Consider the following 26343-nt stretch of genomic DNA (forward strand, 5'->3'; position numbering starts at 1 on the left):
TAGGACTAGCCCGATAGAATTGTGCGGGCAGGCAATCCAGAGGTCTTCAATAGTTATAAAATAAGTAGCCACTGCACAGAATTAGATATAAAATTTGCAATTAAAATTTTTATATACTTGCTTTTTTCTCTTCGGAATTATTGTTCCGCAGCATACCTATGCTCAAGAAATAGAGCCTATACGTACGAAAGGGATAAATGACACCATTAAGAATCCCATGGATAATTTAGGTGAAGTTACCGATGCTTTTCAGGAAAATTTCTTTGAAGCCCTAAAGCAAAAAGCAATTGAAAATTACGAATTAGCACTTACAGCCTTAAATAAAGCCGAAAAGGCCGCAAAAAGTCCTGAAAACAAAGCGGTGGTTTACTTTGAAATGGGGAAAAACCACACGTATTTAAAGGAATATACCCAAGCCGAAGAAAATTTTAATAAAGTTCTTAAAAGTGAGGGCGACCGGCTGGATGTACTCGAACATCTATACGATCTGTATTACCGTCAAAAAGATTACGATAAATCGATTGTCTTGGTCAAGAAATTAATTCCGTTTGATGAAGATTACAGAGAAGATCTAGCCAACCTTTACGCGCGTACCAAAGCCTATGATAAAGCACTGGCCGAATTAGATTATTTAGACGAAGCTTGGGGCGAAAGCGATATTCGTAATGCACTGAGAGCACAAATATATCGCGTTACGGGTAATACTGACGGGGCCATTGAAAACTTGGAGCAACGCATTGACCAAAACCCAAAAAACGAACGGGAACAACTAAATTTAATATTTCTATACAGTGAGCAAGGGAATACAAAAAAAGCCTTTGACGCTGCTAAGCGCCTATTAAAAAGCAATCCTAAATCAGAATTGGTGCATTTGGCACTTTACAAGTTTTATTTAGACGAAGCCAATCCGCCCCAGGCAATAAAATCTATGAAAACGGTGTTTGCTTCGCAGGAAGTTGATAAGGAAACAAAATATAAGGTTTTGGGCGATTTTATTCAGTTTGTGGAAAAAAACCCAGCATACGAAGATGAGCTAAAACAAATAGTTTCTTCTTTTTCCGTTGAAAATGATAAGGTTTATGAAAAAGTGGGAAATTATTACAGCGCTAAAAATAAAAAAGAAGAAGCGCTTCACTTTTATGAAAAGGGAATAGCCCAAAACACGGAAAACTATACGCTTTTAAAAAACACCTTACTTTTTCAGCTAGATTTTAAAAAATACGAAGCTGCTGCTAAACTCAGTGATGAAGGCCTAGCAATATTCCCAGCCCAAGCCTTGTTGTATTTGCTAAACGGAGTTGCCAATAACGGACTCAAAAAGAGCGATACTGCCATAGAAAGCCTAGAGATGGGGTTAGATTTTATATTGGAAGATCCGCAAATGGAGCGCGATTTCTATACGCAATTAAGCATTGCTTATGATCGTAAAGGCAACGCTAAAAAAGCAAAAATGTATTCTGATAAAGCCGCAGCCACAAAGCTGTCTAACTAAATTATATGAAAATAAAAGCCCTTTATTTTACCTTAATCGTCTTGCTACTTGCCTCCTGTGGTGGCGCTAAAAAAATTACGAATATTGAGGAAGCCTCAGCCAAACAAGTAATCGCATCGCACAAAGCGGCATCGCCAGATTTTAAAACTTTGGCCGGTCGTATGAAATTAATGTACGAAACCGAAGACGAAATGCAGCGCATTACCGTTAGCCTTCGCATGGAAAAAGACAAACATATTTGGGTAAAAGCTTCTATTTTGGGCATTACCATAGCAAAAGTTTTAATAACCCCAACCCGTGTAAGCTATTACGAAACCATAGGAAACACATACTTTGAAGGAGATTTTGCCCTTTTAGGCGAATGGCTTGGAACACCAATTAATTTTCAGCAGACCCAGAATCTGCTTTTGGGCCAATCCATTTTTACATTAAATCCTTCAGATTATAAGAATGAAATTTTTCAGAATAAATTCAAATTATTACCCAAGCAGCAGCCACAAAATTTTATACATTCGCTCTTTTTGAATCCGGATAATCTTAAGATTGCTTCCGAAACACTTTCGCAACCAAATGACGATCGCGTATTGAGTATTCGTTATGGCGTATATCAAAACTTGGAAGGACAGTATTTCCCCAAGGATATTACAATCAATACTTCGGAAAAAGGAAAAATGACAAAAATTGAGATTAATTATAGAAAAATAGATTTAAACGTCAATGTAGGTTTTCCGTTTAAAATTCCGCAGGGCTATGAAGAAATCCACCTGAATTAAATGAAGTATTTTCGTACATATTTTTTCTTATTTGTCTGTTTGATGGCAGTTCCATCTGCTTTCTCCCAAGTTGATAAACAAAAGAAACTGGAAGAAAAGCGGAAGGCTATTCTGGCAGAGATAAAACAAATAAATTCGCTTCTTTTTAAGACCAAGAAAGAGGAGAAATCTGTATTATCACAAGTAGAAGACCTCAACCAGCGTATTGCAGCTTCAGAAAATCTAATTCGCATAACCAACCAACAAGCCAATCTGCTTACACGGAATATCAATAAAAATATCAATAAAATAAGCGCCCTTCGGGACGAGTTAAAGCTGATGAAGGCCGATTATGCCAAAATGATTCAGAAGTCTTATAAAAGTAAAAACCAGCAGAGTAGAATTATGTTTTTACTCTCTTCCGATAACTTTTTGCAAGCGTACAAGCGGGTTCAATATATGAAACAGTACGCTGCATTCCGGAAAAAACAAGGCGAAAGCATCAAGGCAAAAACAGCGGAACTTCAACGTTTAAACTCAGATTTAATCGCGCAAAAAAAGACCAAGCAAAACCTGATTGCCGAAAACGAAAAGGCTAAAAAGAAACTTACTCAAGAGCGAAAAAATCAACGGGAATTGGTTGCAACGCTTAAAAAAGACGAAAGCAAGTTTACCACACAAATTAGGGCCAAACAAAAACAGGCAGATGAAATAGACCGCCAGATAGACGCCCTTATTAAGGCAGCCATTGAAGAGGCAAACCGAATTGCAAGAGAAAAAGCCGCAAGAGAAAAGGCAAATAAAGCACCAGAGAAGAGCACTAAAAACAAAATAACCAAAGCAGCAAAAACCGAAGAATTTTCGCTAACCGCAGAAGACCGTGCCTTAGCAGCAAGCTTTACAAGCAATAAGGGAAAACTTCCGTGGCCTGTAGAAAAAGGGATGGTTGTAAAAAGTTTTGGAAAACACAGACACCCACAATTCCCGAATGTAACTACCAATAACAGTGGTGTAGAAATCGCAACCAATGACAATTCTGCGGTACGTTCCATTTTTGAAGGGCAGGTGATGTCTATTCAAGTGATAAAGGGAGCTAACAAAGTGCTTTTTATACAGCATGGAGACTATATTTCGGTATATAGCAACTTGGCGACGGTTTCTGTAAAGAAAGGCGAAAAGGTTTCAACCAAACAAACTATTGGTACAGTAGCAAAAAGTCCTACCGAAAAACGAACCGTCCTAAAGTTCTACATCTATAAAAATAAGACCAAGATAAATCCAGCAGATTGGATTTATAGAATGTAAGCCATTTTCAATTCTCAGAATAAGGTTTTTATAAGCATATTTACGGTTATAGTTCGTACCATTGCTTATGGTCCTATTTCTTATTCGCATGCAATAACGCTCAATGCAATCTATACCAAAAAGACTTCATATTTGATATAGTATTTAGGCTAAACCCTTCCAACCCATCATACCCTATCGAGCTTGATGCGCCACGTTCTCTTTTTGTTTAGAGGAAGGCGATCCTTTTTTATAACAAAGTAATTTCTATTTTTCCTCCCCAACTCAAAACCACATAGACCAAAAAAAAGGGAACCAAATTGGTTCCCTTTATAGTATGAAGTATAATTATCGGGAGTTAATTGCCTATAACCAACTTTTTCGTTTCAACTTTATCTCCTGCTTTTATGCTGATAAAGTAGATACCAGCGGCATATCCTGAAACATCCATGCTACCAGAAGATTTTCCTGCAAGGTCAGCTTCAGAAAGTGCTAGCAAACGTTGTCCAAGACTGTTATACAAGGTAATTGCAACATTGGTTTCAACATCTTTCCAAGACATAAATACTTGGCTTGTTGCAGGATTTGGATACATTGAGAAAGATGCCAAGGCATTATCTGTTGTACCTAAAACTCCAACCACCGAAACATTGTCTATAAAAGTACTGTTGCCATAGCCGGTAATATTTACAATTCGGAACTGTACTTTTTCACCTAAATAATCAGTCAAATCAATACTTTCGGTTCTCCATTGACTAGCTGAAGTAGGCTGCCATGAACTGGAATTATAACCGGAAATCGTTGAAAGGTCTAAACCTTCTTTATAATAAATTTCCGTAAAAGTTGCACCACAATCTGTAGAGATATCAACCCGTAAAGCATCAGAATAACTAGATGAATACTGTGCTTTTGCTAGATCAAATGTAAAGGAAGCTTCAGATGAAGTTGTTAAATCTACAAAAAGCGTTTCAAGAGCATCTTCTTGTCCAGAGGCATTATATACATTATTGTCCAAAAAGGCCGTAAGCGTAGAGGCGCCAGAGCTACCGGTTACAGATCGCTGTTGCCAAGTACGCGCATTATCTGGGTTAATAATGTTCCATCCCGGAGGCGGCATTCCATTATCATCAAATGGCTCTACATAATCTATTGTTTCAGCATCTATAGCAGCATAAAACGGGAGATCATCGCTATCGTTTGTTGGGTTTTCATCGCCGGTTAAATCTACTGTAACGGTAAGCGTATAACTTCCGGAATCAGTAATTTCCAAAGGCTCTGTAAAGTCAATAGTAGCCTGTTCTCCAGAACTCAAGGTTCCTGAATAAGTTTCTGTAACCGCGGGCTCACTATCTATTTGATAGCTAACTTCAAAATCACTCTGTGGATCAACCCCTGAATTTCTAACAACCGCCGATACGGTAACAGGGCCAGGGTTACAAACCATATTAAAGTCACTTGGCTGGTTATTAACTTCTATTGCCATATCATTTGCAAGGCTACAGTTAAGCAAGCCACCAGTATATCTTCTAGCTACACTTCTTCTTCCTTCCCAACCTTCAGTGGCATTCTTGGCTACAGCTGCAAACCACATAACCTCATCTGGATCTGAGATTGGCACCTGTACGCTATTTGTAGTAGCGGTACCTGCAACTTCCATATACTTTTCTCCTAGAATATAAAGATCATACGATTCGGCATCTGCTACTGCATTCCAAGAAAATGTTGCTTCACTAGGGCAAACTTGTGTTACCTGAACATTAGAAACAAGCGGAGCAATAAAAAAGTTTTCATCACTTACATCTTGGGAAGATCCATTGCTTATGCGTATTAAAGCTTCGCCCGTTACTGAATTCGGTACGTCCCATTCGTAATTCGTGGTCGTATTTGGAACCGTTGCAATTTCGTTCCAGCTCGTTCCGTTATCTACTGAATATTCCAGCACAAAATCTGCCGTGGTATTTACCGGAACTGCATCCCAGTGAATTGACTCGGCCTCACCAGGTACAAAGCTCTCGCTTCCATTTGGATAAGTTAGCGTAAGGTTATCTTCTATAATCTCGTAAACTACATAATACTCCTGCGGCCCTACTGGTACGTTGAAACCTTCGATATTAATGTTATAGTCTCCTGCCGTAGGGTTGTCAATAAGTACCTGCTCCATATTATTTAAGTGGTCTGGACCATTTGTAGCGGGAAGGTTTAATGTAGTTGGGTTTGGGGTTGGATCTAAAATATAAGGCAGATAACTTGCATTTGCAGGATCTGTAACCACTAAATCTAGATCATTTACCAAAGCTGGGCTCGCACCTGGGGCTGCTGGACTATCGCTCCAATACACCATAAAACGAACTTGTTTGGTACCCGATGGCACATTTATAGTGTGATCGTTAGAACCGCCTTGCGTCATTGTGCTTGAAAGAAAGCGATTATCTTCAATAAGTTTTGCAGCACGAAGTCCGTTTACAATACCCCATCCAAATTTATAATCTGGACCTACATTTCCGGCATCATTTGCCGTATTTAAAAGCGTTGCCTTTATTAATGCTGAAGGTGGCAAATCGCCGCCATTAGCTTCTGAATAGGCTTGGTATAGCTGTGCGGATACTCCTGCAATTCCTGGAGCAGCTCCAGAGGTTCCTCCAAAACTTTGGTAGGTATTATTTTCGTTTGTAGAAATTTGATTCTGTCCATTGGCAGCGATATCTGGTTTTATTCTACCGTCATGCGCTGGTCCACGACTACTTGAGCCTACTAATGAACCATCAAAATATACATTTGCCGTTGCAATTACGTTCTTACCTTGTTTGTGGCCACCAGTAATATTTCCCCACTGACTTCCTGCTCCATAGCCACAATTGTTTCCATTGGAATTTCCTGCAGAAAAAACATGCTGCAAATTAGGAAGATCCTGAACTTGGGTATCAACTCTTTGTGTAATTGTGGTATAACCGTCATTACATCCATTACTATAAGAAGAATTCGTGATTAACACATCGCCACTATTTATAAGTGAAACGGTTGCATTATCTAAAAAGCTACTATTATAATTAGATACATATAGGTTTGCTCCAGCTGCCATACCTCTATTAGAAGGATTTAAATTTCCGGCACCAGCCATAATTCCCGATACACCGTCGCCGTGGCTCTGGTTGGTTCCACTTGCTCGAGAATTGTCTATTCTCCCTTCAAAATCTATATGAGGACCAACGATTCCGTCATCTCTACACAAAACGCCTATACCTACACCCGTGTAGTTTCTACCTGCTGAAGTTTGCGTATCTAAATTGCTTGAACGGTGAAGACTACGGCCACGCGTATCATCTGGAACTGCTGGCGCAACAATTAGTTCAACCCATTTTACAAAAGCTAAATTAGAAAGGTCTTCCAAACAGTTATTAGGTATAGAAAGATCAATAGTATTTGCACCTTTATATTCCTGCTTTACGGCTATTTTTCGCTCGGCAAGTTCTTGGATAACATAGGCTGCATCTACGTGTTCATGAAACTGAAGTGTAACCAATATGTTCTCGCCATCAATGGCATAATCATCATATCCACCGTTTTTTAAAGCTGTGGAAAGCTTTGCACTGCCGTCAACCGGAACAATTGAACGTACGCCATTGTCCTTTAAAAAGTCAACCGATGTGCCTTTCGGAAAGTAAAAAAGATAGGTACTATGCGGAATGTACTCAATCAGTTCTAAATTGTTCTGCTTAAATTGATCTTGAACGCTTTGTGAAGGAGTTTCATAAAATTGAACCCAACCTACAAAACCATTTGCCATTTTAGCAGATTCTGGCATCTGGTTCCACTGAAAGCTTTGAATGTTTTCGGGAATTGGATAATTCTCATCTTGAAAACTGATGTTATTCTGACCAAAACTGATTGCAAAAACAAAAAGCATGGAAAAAAAACAAATTTTTCGAAAAAGGGATAAAGTAATGTTTTTCATGTTTACTGGGGGTTAAAAATAGATTTAGATTAGCTGATTTCTCAAAAATACCTTAGAATTTTTCAGAAATGCTTCCAAATATATTTAATACCCGCAATAAAGCAAAGGTAATTGTGCCAAAACATTTTTATTTAACAAAAGTAGCTACGCAAACAATAAACAATACAGCCCTATTCGTTAATAATCAAACAAACAGCGCTTTAAGCTCTGTAGCTTCTTCTGGCTTCATTTTTCCTGCCAGAACCAAGCTTAATTGTTTTCTGCGAAGCGCCGCCTCAAAACGTTCTTTTTCCAACTCAGTTTCCGGAATTAATTCAGGCACCCGTACTGGACCGCCTACTTCATCTACGGCCACAAACGTATAAATTGCTTCATTACTAAGGCTTCGCTCTCCACTTTCCCGATCTTCAATAAAAACATCCATAAACACTTCCATAGAACTGGAAAAAGCACGAGAAACCTTGGCTTCAACTGTAACTACACTGCCTAATGGTATCATTTTACTAAAGGCCACATGGTTTACCGAAGCGGTAACTACAATTCTTCTGCTGTGGCGCCGTGCCGCAATACTGGCAGCACGATCCATTCGCGCCAATAATTCTCCCCCAAACATATTCCCAATTGGGTTTGTTTCACTTGGGAGTACCATATCTGTATAAACAGTAAGCGATTCTTTTGCAGTTTTTGCTTGCATCTTCAATTTTTTTTGGCAAAGATAGTTAAAAAGTATAGCCTCGAATGGTACAAATTCTTATAAGTATCCTGAAATATTGAAAGTAAATCATTAGTGTCCGACAAAGATGTACGACCGCTTCGCTAAATGACTAACGACATACGACTAGAATTGTAAAGCCTTGATAATTAGGTTAATTCCGTTATACATATTTTTAAAATGTTTATCCTTTATTGGAATCTCAATAGCAAGGTGTTATATTTTAATGATATTCTAAAAGCTTACTATTGTTGAAACAAGTGGTTTTTTAATTATTTTAATCGGACACTACTAAAAGTAAATATGCAATTTATGTTGCCTAAGATTTTCGGGGGAAGTAAGCAGGTTTAATAAGCTTTGTAGTACTGAATTCTTTATATTGCTTTAGAAAACGTAACCCGTACTTGATACTATAACTTTATTTAGTTTTAACCGCTCTTGTCGCTATAAAAGATGGGAGAAAATCGTCTATCTTGCTTTCTCCTCCCCAATTGTCTTCATACATATTAGTCAAGCTAAAACCAGCCTTTAATTGTCCACTAATTTGGTCTGTTAAACTATGACCAAAAACCAAAGGTTCATTACTCAATTTCAATTCTTCTAATTTTTCCTTCGGCAACGAGTGCAGATCTGAATAGGGTTGCTTATACTTTAAGCTCAGATTTTCTTCATCTATTTGAAATGAAATTGGATTTATTAAACCCGTCATTAAAATTCCGTTTGGCTTCAAAACGCGATAGCATTCTTTCCACACTAACCTAAGATCGTCTACAAACAGGACTGAACAAGGATTAAAAATAAGGTCGAATGAATTATCTCCAAACACTGAAAGGTCTCTCATGTCTCCTTGCACTGTTTTTATCTTCAGGTCAAATTTGTCGCTTACAACCTTGTCTTGATTTAACTGCCGCTCAGAATTGTCAAAAATTGTAACATCTGCCCCCAAAGTTGCAAGAATTGGCCCTTGTTGTCCGCCACCAGATGCAAGCCCTAAAATCTTTAAACCATTTAAGTTAGGAAACCAATTGTGAGGAACTGGTTCTTTTGGGGTCAAAACAATTTTCCAGCTACCGTTTTTGGCATTTTCTATTTCTTGATCGGAAACAGGAATGGTCCAACGGTCTTTTTTCTCAACGTAATTATCCCAAGCTAATTTATTGTGTTTTACAACGTCCATTTTCTTTGTAGTGTTTCACCTGCAATTGGTGTTCAGGTTTACCAATGTTGTGTGTAGTGTTTTACTTTTTATTAAATAATTGGGTCACCTTGTTTAAATTGGTCGAACTGTTTAGCTCGTAAAAATACTTCAGTTGCCATTTCTGTGTTCTTTCAGCTTGTTTACTTTTTACAGTGTCCCAATTGGGATAAACTCTAAACCCTCGCTTTCCTTCCTTCTTTTCAGTAGAGAGGATCCCCTTTTTAATCAGAACAGATTTCGGGAATACGAACTGTCCAAATTTATTTTCAGAGCGTACGTTTACAGTATAAAAATCAATAGGATCATTCTCGTTAAAAGGTTCAATTGGCCCATTTCCATTTCGTTTCCAAAACGTAACAAATTGTCCCACTTTTTTGGGTGTTATTTTAGCACTTCTACTTAAAACATTCATTTCGTTAAGCCGAAATTGACAAGCATTGTATTCCTTCCCCTCAGTTTCAGTTTTAAAATTTGAAACATTGAGAGCGCATTTGTCAAAAATTTCGGCTTTAATACGGTTCAAGTTTTTATCCATTTGTGCTATTTTATTCGTTTTTCAAATCTCATTGTGGCATTGTACTGCGCGAAGTGTTTGGACTATGAGCAAGTATGCCAAAACTTTATTCTAGCGACCTGGTAAATATACAATTGCTTTTAGATTTATCACTGCCCCAGCATTGGTTATAAAGTCACCATCCCAAATTCACTTCGCCGCCAGGCTCTATCCGGTTTTGTAGGGACCGAAACCAGTCGAACGCATGGGAAAGAAAAGTCACCAATTATGTGTAATATATTTAGCTTTCAATTTTAACGCCTAAGCCTTCTAATCTCTTAATTAGCTTCTGAAACGATTCACTTTTTACCTCAGACTCATTTATTTTCATAGGTAAATATTTGTCGCAATTTTCCATAAAAAAAAACACTCGAGAGGATAATACATTTTGTTAACTGAGATAAAAATACTGTATGCTTTCGTCCATATTGATTAATAAGAAAGCTATAATAGTTAGAGTTAATTTAATTTATAACTTCCTTAAGACCTCTTTATGTTTTACTTGATAAAAACGATTATAATTAGGTAAGAAATTGCCTCTTTTCAAGTCAATCACGTAGTTTTCTATCATTTGCAAATTTCACTTTATGTGCTGCCGAAAAGTAGCATGCAGACACACCACTACCCTAAATGCAATAAAACAAAGCGTTTCATGGATTTATACCTAAGGCAATTAAAAAGTTAAAGTTGCTACTCTAACTCCTGCACCAAAAGCCATGCATCGGCATTTTCGGTTTTTTTAATTTCGCGTAGATTTTTTAAAGCTTCTTTACGATCTTCAAAACTGGAGTAAAGCACTTGGTGGAGTCCATAACGTGAGGTTCCCATTTTAAATGGAGAATAGCCTTTTTCGCGTAATTGATCAACTTTTTTATCGGCATTTTCCTCCAAACGAAAGGCTCCGGCCACAATATGATATTTTCCGGTGTGTTTTTTAAGATTTAAGCTTAAAACAGGCAACGGATTATCAATAACAAAAGTAGCTTCCTGAATTTGATTATCTATTAAGGAATTGGCTTTTTGCCGTTCGGCATAATTAAATTCCTGAACCTGATTTTCATAAAACTGCAGACTACCAAAACCAATAGCAGAAAGTGCAATAACCGCAATAGCCGCATACTTAAGATAAGGTCTTGCCGCTCGTCTTTCTGGCGTAAACGAAATAGGTGCCTTTTTTTCTAATGCGTCTGCTTCTTCTTTATACGCTTCTCGATTTATTTTTGGCGAAGTAAACGTAGAAAGCCCAAAAGCCGAAGCATTAAAATTCTGTTGTTCAATAGGCTCAAACTGAAGCAATTTTTCCGCATTTAAGGAAAACGCTCCAATGTTTTTAAAAGTAACCTTTTTCCCTTCGGAAAGCTCTCTTGAAATTTGTGCAGTATAACTCCGGATGCGTTGCAAAGCGGTTTCATAGCTACACTTTTCTACTGAAGCCACATAATTAGCAAACAACCCATCATTGGTCTGCAATTGTTTGTTAAACGAAACAATTTTTGAAGGTGGATGAAATGTATTTGAAGAAGCATCGATATAAGCAGATTTAGAACGCGTCAAAAACGCTCCAAATCCAGGAATGATAACACATTCGTATCGATAAAGCAAGTCAGATATGTAGGTTGTAAGTTGCATGTAAACAAAATTAGGCTTTTTTGGCGGTAAAGCAATTTTTGTTTTACAAATTTATTAACAACTTAAAAAATTGTATTTTTAACCAGCCTCCCCTTTGAAATTTTCAACTTATGCTTTCTAAAAACGAATTGCGCTATACGCTTGCCCTACAACGAACTCCAAACTTAGGAGATATTTCGGCAAAAAAACTATTGCGAAAAGTGGGTTCTGCGGAAGAAATTTATAAGGCTAAAAAAAACCAACTCGCAACAATTGACGGTATCGGGCTGCTACGCCTTAAAGGACTAAATTGGAAACAACAGCTAGAAGCGGCAGATGAAGAGTTGCGGTTTATTGAAGATAACGATATTAAATTCAGCTATTTTACAGACAATACCTACCCCGAAAAACTAAAACATTGTATAGATGGGCCTATACTCATCTTCCATAGCGGAAATATAGATCTTGTTGGCAAAAAAATAATAAGTATTGTTGGCACGCGAAAGATGACCAGCTATGGCCAAGCTTTTTGCCAGAATTTAATCGAGGAGCTGGCACCGCTAAAACCTGTAATTATTTCAGGGTTGGCATACGGCGTTGATATTTGTGCCCACAAAGCCGCAATAGCCAATAACTTACAAAACATTGCTTGTCTGGCGCACGGGCTTAATCAAATTTACCCTAAAAACCACAAGCGGTATATTGCTGATATTGAGGAAAACGGCGGATTAATAACTGAATTTTGGAGCAGCGACGCTTTTGATAGAAACAATTTTTTAAAGCGAAACCGAATCATTGCCGGTATTTCTGAAGCAACCATAGTTATTGAATCGGCCGAAAAAGGAGGAAGCCTGGTTACGGCCGATATTGCACACTCGTACAACCGTGAGGTTTTTGCTACTCCAGGAAGAGCTACAGACAGCCAAAGCCGCGGTTGCAACAACCTGATTAAACAACAAAAGGCACAGCTACTAACCAGCGCAGCAGATATAATCTATATGTTAGACTGGGAACTAAATGAAGCCAAGAAACCAAGGCAAACCCAGCTTTTTGTGGAATTGGACGAAGAAGAAAAAGTTGTTTTCCGCTTTTTAAAAGGCAAAGAGAAAGAACTTTTAGACATCATAGCCCTGGAATGTAAAATTCCAACGTATAAAGCCGCACGTATTTTAATGAATATGGAGCTAAAAGGCGTTGTTAGACCACTACCCGGTAAGCTATTTCAGTTGGTTTAAAAACATAAAAACAATACCGTCCTCAATATTTTTTATAGTTTGAAAACAATCCTGTCCTAAATATTTAACCTGTTCATTTTTTCCATTGATGATTCCGATAGCTATCAGAACGAACCAAACCCCGATAGCCATCGGGGCTAGGCTTACGAAATTTTCTCTAAATTTTTTGTTCGTCCCCTAAATTTTAGGAACTCGCCTTTAAATCCAGTGCTTTGCTGGCTCAAACAGCCTAAAATTTTACGGGAACTTCACTTCAAATTTTACGATAAATTTTCGATAGGCCAAAAAACAGGAATTCTCAATTACAGACCCCTAAGCTTCATATTATCTCTAAGCCCCATTAAACAAAGGCTTTCAATGGTTACCTTATGAACGTTTAGGACGCTATTGACCTAAAAATATTAATACCCTACTTTCTCCCGTACGCGTTTCAGTACTTCATCGGCTACTTTATGTGCCTTTTTGGCTCCCGATGCCAAAGCAGCATCTACCTCTGCAAGGTTTTCCATATAATAGGTATAACGCGAACGCTCTTCAGAAAATTTATTTACCAACAATTCAAATAATGCCTGTTTAGCGTGACCATAACCAAAGTTACCAGCTTGGTATTTTTTTCGCATTTCGGCAACTTCCTCTGTAGTGCCCAACAATTTATACAAGGCAAAAACATTGCACGTATCCGGATTTTTAGGCTCTTCCAATGGGATACTATCAGTTTCAATACTCATTATTTGCTTTCTGAGTTTTTTATCACTCAAAAAAATATTGATGTAATTTCCTTTAGACTTACTCATTTTAGCGCCATCGGTACCGGGAATATACATGGTTTCTTTATGAACTCTCCCTTCAGGCATCACAAAGGTTTCGCCCATTTGCGCATGGAAGCGGGAAGCTACATCGCGGGTTATTTCAATATGTTGCATTTGGTCTTTCCCTACGGGAACAACTTCAGCATCGTACAAAAGTATGTCGGCAGCCATAAGCATAGGGTACGTAAAAAGCCCAGCATTTACGTCTTCCAAACGGCCTGCTTTGTCTTTAAAAGAATGAGCCAAGGTTAAGCGCTGATACGGGAAAAAACAGCTTAAATACCAAGTAAGCTCGGTGGTTTGTGGCACATCACTCTGTCTATAAAACACAACGCGCTCTGTATCAAGGCCCAAAGCCAACCAAGTTGCCGCAGTGCTATACGTGTTTTCACGCAAGGTTTTGGCATCTTTAATTTGCGTTAACGAATGCATATCTGCAATAAACAGAAAAGATTCATTATTAGGGTCGTTGGCCATTTTTATGGCGGGAATCAGCGCCCCCAAAAGATTTCCTAAATGCGGGGTGCCGGTACTTTGTATTCCTGTAAGTATTCTAGACATGTGATTAAAAAATTTCAGCAAAGGTACTTTATTTGATTTATTTGCATCGTTCAAATTAGTATTTTTGATCCCAATGAAACTACTCAAGCAAATATTTGCAGCGTTTTACCGAATTTGGTTCTATATAATTATAGCCCTAGTTACAATTTTACTTTTCCCTTTTCTTCTTATAAGCATCTTAAAAAATTCATGGTATCCATTTTTCTATAAAGTTGCCAGAACCTGGTCTACTTTTATTATTTATGGCATTGGTTGCTACCCTATCATTAAAAGGGAGGTAACCTACCAACCGGGGAAAAGCTATATGTTCGTGGCCAATCATACCTCAATGTTAGATATTATGTTGATGTATTACACCACAAAAAATCCATTTGTTTTCGTCGGAAAAAAAGAGCTGGCTAAAATTCCACTTTTCGGCTATATCTATAAACGAACCTGTATTTTGGTAGATCGCGGAAATACCAAAAGTCGCGTTGAAGCCTTTCGAAGAGCAGAAATACGTTTAAATGAAGGCCTTAGCGTGTGTATTTTTCCGGAAGGAGGCGTGCCAGATGATCTCTCGGTGTTGTTAGACGAATTTAAATATGGCGCATTTCGGCTTGCCATTGAACATCAAATACCAATTGCTCCCATGACGTTTCACGATAATAAAAAACGCTTTCCGTACTCTTTTTTTATTGGTGGACCGGGCAAAATGCGGGTTAAAGTCCATAAACTCATCCCCTCAGAAAATCGCACCATGGAGGACCGAAAGGAACTTAAAGAAGAAACCCGAGAGGTTATTTTGGGAGAATTGCTGAAACCTACTGTGTAAGGTTTTTATTCAAATTTAGATGCTTAGGCATCATTTTTACCCAACTTCTTTTCAATCAAATAGAACAAAGCTCCAAACTCCAATAGCAGCAAAACGATAAAAATTGTAAGGAAGTTATAGTTTAGCAAATCTACCAAAACATAGCTAAGAACAGCGTCAAACACTGATAGTGCCACCATCATTCGTGAAGCCATTTTGTTTGCAACCTTCCAGCGCTCCTGATTTTTCATGGACCTAGAGGTTCGATACCCATATAAATAATTAATCTTTTTAGGAGGAAATAAAAAGTAGATTAATGAAACACCCAATAGAATTAATGAAATTGAAGTCTCTGCACTCAAGGCCATGTTGTTAGTTTTTGGGTTTACGTTAAATATTGATAACAAAATGTAGTGAATATATCAATTTTGGTATTAAAAAAATATGGCTTATTTGAAACAGCATAGAGCCAAAATATAAAGATATAAAAAAACCGTCCTATGGCGAAGAACGGTTTTTCAATCATTGTGTTTGAAGTATATCAAACATATTCAACTAAAAACTAACCTAAAATTTAAAACTCAATCCACTGTAAACACCCAAATAATAGGGTTTAAAGTTTACTGAAGAATCAGTGTAAGGGTTGAGCTGGTACTTAAACATGGGTTCAATATTAAACGTGAATTTTTTGGACAGTTTATAGTCCAATCCCAGCCCTACGTTAGTCGAAAAACTTACTGAAGAAAGGTTATTGGCCTCTCCCAGTACACTGTTAAAATTATCTGCTTTTACCGAAACCTCATTATTACCCAAAAACAAAGTGCTTACCCCTCCAATTACATTTAAGCCAAACTTACTATCTATAACAGCATATTTTAACTCCAAAGGCACCTCGTAGTAATTTAGGTTTTGGATAAGTCTAGCATCTCCTTGGGTTGATTTTGTTGTAATATCGCCAAAATCATTAGTAGAGGTTGCGGCGCTTTCAAAAGTTGCTCTATCTATTGCGGTAATCACTATTTGTTTTCCACCATAATCTACTGAACGCAATGCCGAAGAAACAGGCCCAGACCCCACAATAATATCTGAAGTGCTATAGCTTAAGTCAACATTATTAACCCCAGTGCGCACACTCAAACGATTGTTTAGCGCATAGCTTACTTGCACCCCATAACTCATATTTACATCGCCTTTCTGCGGATTATCTGTAAAACTTGGGTCTATAGAAGAGCCACTACCAAGGCTGTTATAATATACTGGCGCCACATTTGGAGCTACTTTCCAGCGGTGTTCTGGTATTATTTTTTTATTAATTTTTTTAGAGGGAGCCTCCTCATTATTTTCGGCAATAGCATCAAAAATAGATTGTTTCTGCTTGGCATTATCGGCAGCGTCGGTTTCCGCCTTTTCTAAATCTTCATCGGCAGCTTCATTTTCTGTTTTGCCTTCTACTGCTAAATCCGTTTTCTTTGCGTCGAAAATTTTCTTTTCCTTAATGATAGCATTTCCATCTGCATTATGTTCTTCTTTTTTCTTCTGAATGGTTTCTGAGGCAGCTAATTTTTTATCTTTTATCGCAATACTATTCTGACCTACATTTTTATCATTTTCACCAGCTTTCTTATGTTCTTCGGAAGAATCTGAAGAAACAGAAGCTACAGCAGCTGCTCTTTTAGAAGAATTTATTATTTTTTTATCTGAAGAAGATTTTACTTCACCTTTATTATTGGTCTTCGTATTTCCTGATGATTCCTGGTCTTGAGTTGCATCCTTATAAATTGTTTCATTTTCTGAAGCAACGCCCGAAGCATTTGAATCTGGAATTATCGGCTCCGTTTCACTTTTTGTTTGGTTTTCCGGCTGAACCGTATTTTCATTGGTTAAAGTGTTCTGGGTAGGCTCTGGATTATACAGCCAATTGCCAACTGTTAACACCAAGGCGAGCAACGCAGCTACACTGCCAATCCGAATCCATAACGGAATGACTTTGCGCTCTTTTTTCTTCCCCTCTAACTCAGTTTGGATGTTTTCCCAAACGCGTGGCGAAGGAGTGGCTTCAAAATTCTTAAAACCCTCTTTAAAAAGCTCGTCTATGTTTTTCTTTTTTTTCATTTTAATTCCGCTCAATAGGCGAAAATTTCATTTTTTTAAACCCCTGCCCAAGACAGGGGCTTACTCAACCTAAACAATTCATAATGCCTTAAGTGTTATAATTTTTAGCATTATAATCTTCAATTTTATTTTTAAGAATCTTTCGGGCACGTGCTAGATTAGACTTAGACGTACCATCGCTGATTCCTAACAATTCTGCTATTTCTTTATGTTGATATCCATCCATAACGTACATGGTAAAAACCAATCTGTACCTGTCTGGAAGCTCTTGCACAATTTTCAGCAAAAAATCTAACGGAACTTCCTCGCTTTCCACTTCTTCTTCGGCATCGTCTTCAATCTGTGCTTCATCAACAATTTCAAAAGTGCGTTTTTTCCGGTATTTCTGAAGTACGGTATTAACAGTTACCCGTTTTATCCAGCCTTCAAAAGAACCTTTTCCCTTATACTGCTCAACTTTTTTAAAGATGGTAATAAACGCATCCTGCAAATTATCTTCCGCCTCGGTATAATTTGGCGAATATCGCAGACAAATGGCAAACAAGACGCCGCTGTACCGTTTGTACAATTCGCCCTGTGCCGTTGCATCCTGCTTTTTGCATTTTTGTATGAGCTCGTCTAATGTCAAACGCGGTCCCGTGAATTATTGTTCTGTTGTAAATACCTCTTTATTTAGTTAGAGGGCAACCACAATAATCGGAGGTTCCTACAATCTGTAGATGCCAGAATATCAAAAGGGTTGCGTATTTTGCGAAAAAATTATTGGTTTAATGCTGCTATGGCATCCTTGATTTTAATTTCAAGCTCTTCCATTAGCTCTGGATTGTCTAAAAGAAGTGATTTTACAGCATCTCGACCCTGCCCTAATTTGGTATCGTCATAACTAAACCAAGAACCGGCTTTTCTAACAATTTCAAAATCTACACCTAAGTCAATTATCTCTCCAACCTTAGAGATTCCTTCCCCGTACATGATGTCAAATTCAACTTGCTTAAACGGTGGTGCAACTTTGTTTTTAACCACTTTTACACGGGTTTTATTTCCTTTAGCGTTGCTGTTGGTGTCTTTTATCTGGGTAGAACGGCGAATATCTAAACGCACTGAAGCATAGAATTTTAAGGCATTTCCACCTGTAGTAGTTTCAGGGTTTCCGAACATTACCCCAATTTTTTCACGTAATTGATTAATAAAAATTACGGTACATTTTGTCTTACTAATGGAGCCCGTAAGTTTTCGTAAAGCCTGGCTCATTAAACGTGCATGAAGCCCCATTTTGCTATCGCCCATTTCGCCTTCTATTTCACTTTTTGGCGTCAAGGCAGCTACGGAGTCAATCACGATGATGTCTATAGCACCACTTCTAATTAAATTATCGGTAATTTCCAGCGCCTGCTCTCCATTATCCGGTTGCGAAATAATTAAATTTTCAACATCAATGCCCAGTTTTTCGGCATAGACTCTATCAAAAGCATGTTCCGCATCAATAAAAGCTGCGATTCCTCCTTTTTTCTGCGCTTCGGCTATGGCATGTAGTGTCAAGGTAGTTTTACCCGAAGATTCTGGACCGTAAATTTCCACAACTCTACCGCGAGGATAACCGCCTACGCCAAGCGCTACATCTAGCCCCAAGGAACCCGACGGAATAACATCTACGTCTTCAACGGCACTATCGCCCATTTTCATTACGGTTCCCTTACCGTAGGTTTTGTCAAGTTTATCTAGGGTTAGCTTTAAAGCTTTCATTTTTGCGTCTTTCTCAGTGCTCATTTTCAGTGTGTTTAATGATAGTTTTTTAAGTAGCTAAGATACTATTTCTTTGCGCCAAGGACAAAAGTAACTTTAACTTTTACAAAGTTTGAAACTTTATCAAAGCTGTAGGTTCGTTAAAATTCCTTACTTTTGCATTTTTAAAAAATAAATTCTTTTCACCTAAAACAAGTATAGCATGCAACTGTACAACAAATTAAGTGCAAAAGAGAGGGAGACACTCTTGGAACAAGCCGGCGAAGAACGGTTAACCCTTTCTTTTTATCAGTATGCCAAAATTGGCAATCCTCAACTTTTTAGAGACCATTTGTTTATTACCTGGAATGAGCAGGATGTTCTGGGCAGAATTTACGTTGCCCATGAAGGCATCAACGCCCAACTTTCGGTACCCGCAAAACGCTTCAAAGAGTTTAAGGCATTTCTTGACGGCATTTATTTTCTGAAAGACGTTCGTCTAAACATCGCTATTGAACAGGATCTAAAATCTTTCCTTAAGCTGAAGGTAAAAGTCCGTGATAAAATTGTAGCCGATGGCCTTAATGACGAAAGTTTCGATGTTACCAACAAAGGTATTCACGTAGACGCATTAAAATTTAATGAACTTATTGAAGATCCCAATGTGGTTTTGGTAGATATGCGAAACCACTACGAAAGTGAAATCGGTCATTTTAAAAATGCGGTTACGCCAGATGTTGATACGTTTCGTGATTCATTAGACATCATTGAAGAAGATTTAAAAGACCATAAAGAAGACAAAAAACTGGTTATGTATTGCACCGGCGGAATTCGTTGCGAAAAAGCCAGCGCTTACTACAAGCACAAAGGTTTTAAAAATGTGTTTCAACTTGAAGGTGGAATTATAGAGTATGCGCGTCAAGTTGAAAACCAGAATTTGGAAAATAAGTTCCTCGGAAAAAATTTCGTTTTTGACCACCGACGGGGAGAGCGAATTTCGGAAGATATTATCAGCCACTGCCATCAATGTGGTGAGGCTTGCGACACCCATACCAATTGCGCCAACGAAGCATGCCACCTACTTTTTATTCAATGCAAAAAATGTGCAGAAAAAATGGAGAATTGCTGCTCTGAAGAATGTGTTCAAATAATCCATTTGCCGTATGAAGAGCAGAAAAGACTCCGTCAAGGCATTCCAAACAGCAACAAGATTTTTAAGAAAGGACGGTCAGAAAAGTTAAAATATAAAAAAAGCTCATAAACTGTAGACCGGAAATACCCAAGCCCGAAATTATACTTTGAACCAGCCTAAAAGGTAAATCTTATATTAATTTCAGATTTGGGGCAATAGAGTCCTGTTTCTAAAAGTCATCTTAAAAAATTCTGAATTCCAATCCCAATGGCAATCGGGAGAAATTTTATTGGTATCTTTACCCATTAGAAATTTGTTTAATTCTCGTCCCTTTTCACTTAAAAAAGGGCTTTATATATAAAAAATATGGGCTGTACCAGCTGTGCCACGGGCGCCAACGGTCAGCCAAAGGGGTGCAAGAACAATGGAACTTGCGGAACCGATGGCTGTAACAAACTAACGGTGTTCGACTGGCTTTCAAATATGCAACTTCCCGCTAATATGGAACCTTTCAATGCGGCCGAAGTACGCTTTAAGAACGGTAGAAAGGAATTTTTTCAAAACTCAGAAAACCTAAGCCTCAGTATTGGTGATATTGTAGCAACCGAAGCCTCTCCTGGGCATGATATTGGTATTGTAACGCTTACCGGCGAACTGGTGCGTGTGCAAATGAAGAAGAAAAGAGCGCCGTTAAAAACTGAAGCCCTACCCAAAATATACCGAAAGGCTACACAAAAAGATATTGACATTTGGCAAGGCGTTCGCGATAAGGAAGCCAATGTTCAAAAGCGTTCGCGCGAAATTGCTATTCGTCATGGCCTTCAAATGAAAATTAGTGATGTAGAGTTCCAAGGCGATGCCTCTAAGGTTATTTTCTATTACACCGCCGAAGAACGTGTAGATTTCCGTGAATTGATAAAGGAATTTGCACGTACCTTCCATACCCGTATTGAAATGAAACAGGTTGGTTTTCGGCAAGAAGCCGCTCGCTTAGGTGGTATTGGTAGTTGTGGCCGCGAACTTTGCTGCTCTACTTGGTTGACCGATTTTCGCTCTGTAAATACTTCGGCAGCGCGTTATCAACAACTTTCATTAAATCCACAAAAACTCGCAGGACAGTGTGGGAAACTAAAATGCTGCTTAAACTATGAGCTAGACACCTATCTAGAGGCTTTAGAATCCTTTCCTAGTACCGACACAAAGCTAGAGACAGAAAAAGGAAGCGCCTCTTGTCAAAAAATAGATATTTTCAAAGGCTTGTTATGGTACGCTTATGAGAAAGGCGGTATGGACTGGCACGAATTAACAGCCGAAAAAGCCAATGAAGTTATAGCCCTAAACAAAAAAGGGAAAAAGCCCTTAGCGCTAGAAGAGTATATAGTAGAAGCACCCGAGCCGAAGAAAGAACCCTATGGCGATGTTGTGGGCCAAGACAGTCTTACCCGTTTTGACAAACCAAAAACCAATAAAAAACGCGCTAAGAAACGAAAAAAAGGGAAACGAAAAACCGCTTCAAAAAGTGGAAGTCCCCAAAAAAACAATCCCAAAAAATCGGGCAATAATCCCAGAAAAAAATCGAGAAATCAAAAGCCAAATCGCAATTCAACAAAAAATGAATAAAACGGTACTGCTTCTTATTCTTGCGGTGGTTTTTGCCTCCTGCGAATCTGATATAGTCTTCAGCGAAACCAAAGCTATGGATGGTCATTGGGGTGCATCTGAGGTAGTGGAGTTTAAACTACCCGAAATTGATTCTATTAAAAAATACAATCTTTTCATAAACCTTAGAAACACAAACGATTATCAGTTTAACAATATATTCCTGATCGTTTCAATGAATTTTCCCCACGGAAAAACAGTTACCGATACTCTGGAATACCGCATGGCACACCCAGACGGCTCGTGGATGGGCCAAGGAATTGGAACCGTAAAAGAAAACAAGCTCTGGTATAAGGAGGGCGTAGCGTTCTCTGAAAAAGGAAATTACACACTAGACATCACCCAAGCAATGCGCAATAATGGCGATGTGGAAGGCGTTACAAAACTCGAAGGCATTTCAGACGTAGGTTTTAGTATTGAAGAAGCTACCAAACAGTAAAAAAATATGGCAACAAAAAAAGTAAGTGCAAAAAAGAAGAAACAAAAAGATGTTTCGCGTCATATCCGTACATTTTGGAAGCTTTTTGCAGGATTTATCCTGTTTATCGTGCTATTCTTTCTTTTAGCCTCTTGGGGCGCATTTGGAAGTTTACCCGATGAAACTAGCCTTGAAAACCCTGAGAAAAACTTAGCGACAGAAATTATTTCTTCAGACGGAAATACAATTGGTAAATTTTATAAGGAAAACAGGACTCCTGTTCCCTATTCAGTCTTACCAGACCATTTGGTCAATGCTTTAATTGCTACGGAAGATGTTCGGTTCTACGACCATTCAGGTATTGACGGCAAAGGCACAATTAGGGCGATTGCCTTTTTAGGAAGCCGCGGTGGTGCCAGTACAATCAGCCAACAGTTGGCAAAACTCTTCTTTACCGAACAAGTCTCCAGAAATAAATTTCAACGTGGGCTACAAAAAGTAAAAGAGTGGGTTATTGCAACGCGGCTTGAACGACGCTATACCAAAGAAGAAATAATCACAATGTATTTTAATGAGTACGATTTTGTAAACCAAGCTGTTGGTATAGAATCTGCCGCTCATATTTATTTTGACAAACCACCTTCCGAATTGAATACCGTTGAGTCTGCAACCTTGGTGGGAATGTTTAAAAACGCTTCCTTGTACAATCCAATCCGAAACCCCGTGGGAGTAACAAACCGCAGAAATGTAGTGCTCTCCCAGATGGAAAAGTACGATTTTATTTCTGAAAGCGTGATGGATTCGCTTAAAGCAACTCCCTTAGAGATTAAATTTACACCACAAGGCCATGACGAAGGCTCTGCTACTTATTTTCGGGAATACGCCCGTCATTTTATGGAAGACTGGATAAGGGAAAACCCAAAGTCTGATGGCAGCAGATATAACATCTACGAAGACGGTTTAAAGGTGTATGTTACTATTGATAGCAAAATGCAGGAATATGCTGAAGAAGCTGTAGAAAAACACATTTCGCATTTGCAGGAAACTTTTGACGATCAGAACAAAAACAATAAAACCGCACCGTTTAGAGGTATTACCGAAGCAGAAACTAAGAAAATTCTAAATTCTGCCATGCGTAAAAGTGACCGTTGGCGCATCATGGAAAAGCAAGGCAAGGAAGAGGAAGAGATTATTGCAAGCTTTAAGAAAAAGGTTCCAATGCGTATTTTTTCTTGGAAAGGCGATATTGACACCATCATGACCCCTATGGATTCAATCCGGCACCACAAATCATTTTTACAGGCTGCAATGATGTCTATGACCCCACAAACAGGAGAAGTAAAAGCTTGGGTGGGCGGTATTGACTATAAACATTATAAGTATGATATGGTTAAAAAAGGAAGGCGTCAAATTGGTTCTACCTTTAAACCTTTTGTATATGCCACGGCTATTGACCAAATGCACATGTCGCCATGCGATACGTTGCCAAACACGCTTTACACCATCCCCGAAGGAAGGCACCACTTATTAAAACCTTGGACACCGAGAAACTCCGGAAATAGATACGGCGGAATGGTAACTTTAAAACACGCACTGGCAAATTCCATAAATACAATTACCGCAAGATTGATAGACCGCGTAGGGCCAGAACCCGTAATAGACCTTATTAAAAAGATGGGGATTAATACTGAAAAAATCCCTCCTGCACCCTCTATTGCATTAGGTACAGCAGACATTTCGGTTTATGAAATGGTAGGCGCCTACAGCACTTTTGCCAATCATGGCGTATATGTAGAGCCCATTTTAATACAACGCATAGAAGATAAAAACGGAACCGTTCTCTATCAAAACGTCCCTAAAACCAAAGATGTTATTAGTGAAGAAACCGCCTATGTAACGGTTAGTTTGATGGAAGGTGTAACGCAATCTGGTACCGGAACGCGATTACGCGGTACTTGGGCAACAGGCTCACCCTTGTATAAAAAAGCCGTAACGGGATATCCATACGATTTTAAAAACCCAATTGCCGGAAAAACAGGAACTTCACAAAACAATAGTGATGGTTGGTTTATGGGCATGGTACCTAATCTGGTAACTGGCGTATGGGTTGGAGGTGATGATAGGGCTACACACTTTGCTTCTACAGCTTATGGCCAGGGAGCAACTATGGCATTACCTATTTGGGGAATGTATATGAAAAGCTGCTATGCCGATGAAACCCTAAACGTTTCTACCGGAAATTTTGAACGTCCAGAAAACTTATCTATTGAAACCGATTGCGAAAAATGGCGCGAAAAGAATAAGGATGTAGAAGAAATTCCGGATGAATTTGATTTTTAACCGTCATACTTTTCCGCATTAAAACAGCAATATGCCAACCTCACAAGTTTTCAGAACCTGTGGGGTTTTCTAATACATTGAAATTTTGTAATTTTAAGAAAAATTAAATCATGATAAAAAAGACAGTAGCAAACGTTCAAGAAGCCTGTAAAGGTATTGAGGACGGAATGACTTTTATGCTCGGCGGCTTTGGCCTCTGCGGCATTCCCGAAAATATAATTAATGAATTGGTACGGAAAAACATTCAAAACGTAACCTGTATTTCAAATAATGCAGGCGTAGATGATTTCGGACTCGGTCTTTTGCTAAAGAAGCATCAAATAAAGAAAATGATTTCATCATACGTTGGTGAAAATGCCGAATTTGAGCGACAAATGCTCAGTGGCGAAATGGAGGTTGAATTAGTACCTCAAGGCACCTTGGCACAACGCTGTGAAGCCGCCCGGACCGGTATTCCTGCATTTTTTACCCCCGCAGGCTACGGAACCGAAGTAGCTGAAGGAAAAGAAACCCGCGAATTCGATGGAAAAATGTACGTAATGGAAGAAGCTTTTAAAGCAGATTTTTCATTCGTAAAAGCATGGAAAGGAGATGAAGCCGGAAACCTAATATTTAAAGGAACCGCCAGAAACTTCAACCCTGCCATGTGCGGCGCAGGAAAAATAACCGTGGCCGAAGTGGAAGAGTTAGTTCCCGCAGGCGAGTTGGATCCAAATCAAGTTCACATCCCGGGAATTTTTGTTCAACGAATATTTCAAGGAGAACAATATGAAAAACGAATTGAGCAGCTTACTGTTCGGAAGAAATAATTTGTCAATTTGAGGATTGGTCAATTGGAGGATTTGAAAATGAAAGACATGAGAAATGATAAGGAAAATTTAATTGTAACAAAGACCTTCGCATTCGCTGTGGAAATCATTGACTATACTGAAGAGTTACGAAAACTACACAAATACGAAATGGCTTCGCAACTTTTTAAAAGTGGAACTTCCGTTGGAGCAAATTTAAAAGAAGCCCAAAATGCGGAAAGCCCTGCAGATTTTATCCATAAATTTAAGACAGCAGCTAAAGAAGCAGATGAAACCGAATACTGGTTAAAATTATGTATTGCATCAAAACATTATCCAAATCCTTCAGAATTTATATTATTAGAACTGAAATCAATCATAAAAATTATTTCAAAAATAAACAGTACAAGCAAAAATAATACTCGAAAATAAGCGGATTTATTGATTTAAATATGAGAGTATATTCTTAGTAAATAAATGCTCAAATCACAAAATCTTCAAATTTTCAAATTACCAAATTAAACTATGGCACTTACAAAAGAACAAATAGCACAGCGTATCGCAAAAGAAGTAAAAGACGGGTACTATGTCAATCTCGGCATCGGGATCCCTACTTTAGTAGCAAACTTTGTGCGAGACGATATAGACGTTGAATTCCAAAGTGAAAATGGAATCCTAGGTATGGGACCATTCCCCTTTGAAGGTGAAGAAGACCCAGATTTAATTAATGCCGGAAAACAAACCATAACAGCCCTACCCGGCGCCTCATTTTTTGATTCGCCAATGAGCTTTGGTATGATTCGCGGACAACACGTAGATCTAACTATCTTAGGCGCTATGGAAGTTGCCCAGAACGGAAACATTGCCAACTGGAAAATTCCTGGAAAAATGGTCAAGGGAATGGGAGGCGCAATGGATTTGGTGGCTTCAGCAGAAAATATAATTGTTGCAATGATGCACACCAACCGCGCCGGTCAATCAAAACTCCTAAAAGAATGTAGCTTACCCTTAACTGGAGTGGAGTGTGTAACAAAGATTGTTACAAATTTGGCCGTTTTAGAGATTAGGGAAGGCAAATTCCACCTTTTAGAACGTGCTCCCGGAGTTTCTGTTTCAGAAATTGAAGAAGCTACCGCAGGCGATCTAATTGTTGAAGGCGATATTCCAGAAATGAAATTCTAAAAACGCTTTTATTAAACTACTACTGTATCAAACCCGTTCTC

22 protein-coding genes are annotated in these 26343 nt (G+C 38.5%); 12 read left to right on the forward strand and 10 right to left on the reverse strand.

The features are described from left to right. The first annotated feature begins 94 nt into the window (after window positions 1-94). The 3 genes from QPK98_RS03290 to QPK98_RS03300 are packed head-to-tail and all read left to right on the forward strand — an operon-like array spanning window position 95 to window position 3549. Entirely contained in the window at window positions 95-1492 is a 1398-nt protein-coding gene (locus QPK98_RS03290) for a tetratricopeptide repeat protein (protein ID WP_310991574.1), read from the forward strand. A gap of 5 nt (window positions 1493-1497) precedes the next feature. Beyond that, the gene (gene lolB1, locus QPK98_RS03295) at window positions 1498-2265 is read left to right on the forward strand and encodes a lipoprotein insertase outer membrane protein LolB1 (protein ID WP_310991575.1); all 768 of its coding nucleotides are present in this window, start codon (window positions 1498-1500) and stop codon (window positions 2263-2265) included. 42 nt (window positions 2266-2307) lie between these two features. Continuing rightward, entirely contained in the window at window positions 2308-3549 is a 1242-nt protein-coding gene (locus tag QPK98_RS03300; RefSeq protein WP_310991576.1) for a murein hydrolase activator EnvC family protein, read from the forward strand. 337 nt (window positions 3550-3886) lie between these two features. Here the strand turns inward: QPK98_RS03300 and QPK98_RS03305 are convergent, their stop codons facing one another. The 5 genes from QPK98_RS03305 to QPK98_RS03325 all read right to left on the reverse strand — a co-directional run bounded on the left by QPK98_RS03305 (window position 3887) and on the right by QPK98_RS03325 (window position 11572). After that, entirely contained in the window at window positions 3887-7432 is a 3546-nt protein-coding gene (locus QPK98_RS03305) for a S8 family serine peptidase (protein ID WP_310991577.1), read from the reverse strand. Between the two features lie 232 nt (window positions 7433-7664). Beyond that, window positions 7665-8174, reverse strand: a complete 510-nt coding sequence (locus QPK98_RS03310) for an acyl-CoA thioesterase (RefSeq protein WP_310991578.1) — start codon at window positions 8172-8174, stop codon at window positions 7665-7667. 436 nt (window positions 8175-8610) lie between these two features. Next, on the reverse strand, window positions 8611-9369 hold the full coding sequence (locus QPK98_RS03315) for a class I SAM-dependent methyltransferase (protein WP_310991579.1): 759 nt from the start codon (window positions 9367-9369) through the stop codon (window positions 8611-8613). Window positions 9370-9430: 61 nt separating this feature from the next. Next, window positions 9431-9925, reverse strand: a complete 495-nt coding sequence (locus QPK98_RS03320) for a MepB family protein (RefSeq protein ID WP_310991580.1) — start codon at window positions 9923-9925, stop codon at window positions 9431-9433. Between the two features lie 708 nt (window positions 9926-10633). Then, the gene (locus tag QPK98_RS03325; RefSeq protein WP_310991581.1) at window positions 10634-11572 is read right to left on the reverse strand and encodes an HU domain-containing protein; all 939 of its coding nucleotides are present in this window, start codon (window positions 11570-11572) and stop codon (window positions 10634-10636) included. 110 nt (window positions 11573-11682) lie between these two features. Between QPK98_RS03325 and dprA the strand changes: the two genes are divergently transcribed. Then, on the forward strand, window positions 11683-12786 hold the full coding sequence (gene dprA, locus QPK98_RS03330) for a DNA-processing protein DprA (RefSeq protein WP_310991582.1): 1104 nt from the start codon (window positions 11683-11685) through the stop codon (window positions 12784-12786). A 401-nt stretch (window positions 12787-13187) separates the two neighbouring features. On the opposite strand, the gene trpS is transcribed toward dprA, so the two are convergent. Continuing rightward, complete coding sequence (trpS, locus tag QPK98_RS03335; RefSeq protein ID WP_310991583.1) at window positions 13188-14156, reverse strand: tryptophan--tRNA ligase; 969 nt, start codon at window positions 14154-14156, stop codon at window positions 13188-13190. A gap of 73 nt (window positions 14157-14229) precedes the next feature. On the opposite strand from trpS, the gene QPK98_RS03340 reads away from it, so the two are divergent. Continuing rightward, window positions 14230-14970: a lysophospholipid acyltransferase family protein gene (locus tag QPK98_RS03340; RefSeq protein WP_310991585.1), complete on the forward strand. Its 741-nt coding sequence runs from the start codon at window positions 14230-14232 to the stop codon at window positions 14968-14970. A gap of 23 nt (window positions 14971-14993) precedes the next feature. Here QPK98_RS03340 and QPK98_RS03345 read toward each other — a convergent pair whose 3' ends face one another. The 4 genes from QPK98_RS03345 to recA form a co-directional block, all read right to left on the reverse strand. Further along, window positions 14994-15317, reverse strand: a complete 324-nt coding sequence (locus QPK98_RS03345) for an SdpI family protein (protein WP_310991586.1) — start codon at window positions 15315-15317, stop codon at window positions 14994-14996. A 199-nt stretch (window positions 15318-15516) separates the two neighbouring features. Further along, the gene (locus QPK98_RS03350; protein WP_310991587.1) at window positions 15517-17061 is read right to left on the reverse strand and encodes an outer membrane beta-barrel protein; all 1545 of its coding nucleotides are present in this window, start codon (window positions 17059-17061) and stop codon (window positions 15517-15519) included. Window positions 17062-17149: 88 nt separating this feature from the next. Further along, window positions 17150-17689: an RNA polymerase sigma factor gene (locus QPK98_RS03355; RefSeq protein WP_310991589.1), complete on the reverse strand. Its 540-nt coding sequence runs from the start codon at window positions 17687-17689 to the stop codon at window positions 17150-17152. A gap of 131 nt (window positions 17690-17820) precedes the next feature. Next, a complete protein-coding gene (gene recA, locus QPK98_RS03360) occupies window positions 17821-18828 on the reverse strand; it encodes a recombinase RecA (protein WP_310991590.1) in 1008 nt (335 codons plus the stop codon). Between the two features lie 178 nt (window positions 18829-19006). On the opposite strand from recA, the gene trhO reads away from it, so the two are divergent. The 7 genes from trhO (at window position 19007) to QPK98_RS03395 (ending at window position 26302) form a co-directional block, all read left to right on the forward strand. After that, complete coding sequence (gene trhO / locus QPK98_RS03365; RefSeq protein WP_310991591.1) at window positions 19007-20044, forward strand: oxygen-dependent tRNA uridine(34) hydroxylase TrhO; 1038 nt, start codon at window positions 19007-19009, stop codon at window positions 20042-20044. 237 nt (window positions 20045-20281) lie between these two features. Then, window positions 20282-21535 carry a PSP1 domain-containing protein gene (locus QPK98_RS03370; RefSeq protein ID WP_310991592.1) on the forward strand — a complete coding sequence of 418 codons (1254 nt, stop codon included), beginning with the start codon at window positions 20282-20284 and terminating at the stop codon, window positions 21533-21535. Continuing rightward, window positions 21528-22013 carry a gliding motility lipoprotein GldH gene (locus tag QPK98_RS03375; protein WP_310991593.1) on the forward strand — a complete coding sequence of 162 codons (486 nt, stop codon included), beginning with the start codon at window positions 21528-21530 and terminating at the stop codon, window positions 22011-22013. The genes QPK98_RS03370 and QPK98_RS03375 overlap by 8 nt, the downstream gene beginning before the upstream one ends. A 6-nt stretch (window positions 22014-22019) precedes the next feature. Then, window positions 22020-24332 (forward strand): penicillin-binding protein 1A, encoded by a 2313-nt coding sequence (locus tag QPK98_RS03380; RefSeq protein ID WP_310991595.1) that lies wholly within the window; start codon window positions 22020-22022, stop codon window positions 24330-24332. A gap of 110 nt (window positions 24333-24442) precedes the next feature. Beyond that, entirely contained in the window at window positions 24443-25141 is a 699-nt protein-coding gene (locus tag QPK98_RS03385) for a CoA transferase subunit A (protein ID WP_310991596.1), read from the forward strand. Window positions 25142-25189: 48 nt separating this feature from the next. Then, complete coding sequence (locus QPK98_RS03390; protein WP_310991741.1) at window positions 25190-25552, forward strand: four helix bundle protein; 363 nt, start codon at window positions 25190-25192, stop codon at window positions 25550-25552. A 93-nt stretch (window positions 25553-25645) separates the two neighbouring features. Beyond that, window positions 25646-26302: a CoA transferase subunit B gene (locus QPK98_RS03395; RefSeq protein ID WP_310991597.1), complete on the forward strand. Its 657-nt coding sequence runs from the start codon at window positions 25646-25648 to the stop codon at window positions 26300-26302. Window positions 26303-26343 lie beyond the last annotated feature (41 nt).

The organism is Aequorivita marina, assembly GCF_031631895.2.
Taxonomy (GTDB): domain Bacteria; phylum Bacteroidota; class Bacteroidia; order Flavobacteriales; family Flavobacteriaceae; genus Aequorivita; species Aequorivita marina.

Bases quoted from the DNA above. Each gene is read 5' to 3' on its own strand.
- lolB1 (WP_310991575.1), top strand. From the start codon at position 1,498: ATGAAAATAAAAGCCCTTTATTTTACCTTAATCGTCTTGCTACTTGCC.
- QPK98_RS03300 (WP_310991576.1), top strand. From the start codon at position 2,308: ATGGCAGTTCCATCTGCTTTCTCCCAAGTTGATAAACAAAAGAAACTG.
- QPK98_RS03305 (WP_310991577.1), bottom strand. From the start codon at position 7,432: ATGCTTTTTGTTTTTGCAATCAGTTTTGGTCAGAATAACATCAGTTTT.
- QPK98_RS03310 (WP_310991578.1), bottom strand. From the start codon at position 8,174: ATGCAAGCAAAAACTGCAAAAGAATCGCTTACTGTTTATACAGATATG.
- QPK98_RS03315 (WP_310991579.1), bottom strand. From the start codon at position 9,369: ATGGACGTTGTAAAACACAATAAATTAGCTTGGGATAATTACGTTGAG.
- QPK98_RS03320 (WP_310991580.1), bottom strand. From the start codon at position 9,925: ATGGATAAAAACTTGAACCGTATTAAAGCCGAAATTTTTGACAAATGC.
- QPK98_RS03325 (WP_310991581.1), bottom strand. From the start codon at position 11,572: ATGCAACTTACAACCTACATATCTGACTTGCTTTATCGATACGAATGT.
- dprA (WP_310991582.1), top strand. From the start codon at position 11,683: ATGCTTTCTAAAAACGAATTGCGCTATACGCTTGCCCTACAACGAACT.
- trpS (WP_310991583.1), bottom strand. From the start codon at position 14,156: ATGTCTAGAATACTTACAGGAATACAAAGTACCGGCACCCCGCATTTA.
- QPK98_RS03340 (WP_310991585.1), top strand. From the start codon at position 14,230: ATGAAACTACTCAAGCAAATATTTGCAGCGTTTTACCGAATTTGGTTC.
- QPK98_RS03345 (WP_310991586.1), bottom strand. From the start codon at position 15,317: ATGGCCTTGAGTGCAGAGACTTCAATTTCATTAATTCTATTGGGTGTT.
- QPK98_RS03350 (WP_310991587.1), bottom strand. From the start codon at position 17,061: ATGAAAAAAAAGAAAAACATAGACGAGCTTTTTAAAGAGGGTTTTAAG.
- recA (WP_310991590.1), bottom strand. From the start codon at position 18,828: ATGAGCACTGAGAAAGACGCAAAAATGAAAGCTTTAAAGCTAACCCTA.
- trhO (WP_310991591.1), top strand. From the start codon at position 19,007: ATGCAACTGTACAACAAATTAAGTGCAAAAGAGAGGGAGACACTCTTG.
- QPK98_RS03370 (WP_310991592.1), top strand. From the start codon at position 20,282: ATGGGCTGTACCAGCTGTGCCACGGGCGCCAACGGTCAGCCAAAGGGG.
- QPK98_RS03375 (WP_310991593.1), top strand. From the start codon at position 21,528: ATGAATAAAACGGTACTGCTTCTTATTCTTGCGGTGGTTTTTGCCTCC.
- QPK98_RS03380 (WP_310991595.1), top strand. From the start codon at position 22,020: ATGGCAACAAAAAAAGTAAGTGCAAAAAAGAAGAAACAAAAAGATGTT.
- QPK98_RS03385 (WP_310991596.1), top strand. From the start codon at position 24,443: ATGATAAAAAAGACAGTAGCAAACGTTCAAGAAGCCTGTAAAGGTATT.
- QPK98_RS03390 (WP_310991741.1), top strand. From the start codon at position 25,190: ATGAGAAATGATAAGGAAAATTTAATTGTAACAAAGACCTTCGCATTC.
- QPK98_RS03395 (WP_310991597.1), top strand. From the start codon at position 25,646: ATGGCACTTACAAAAGAACAAATAGCACAGCGTATCGCAAAAGAAGTA.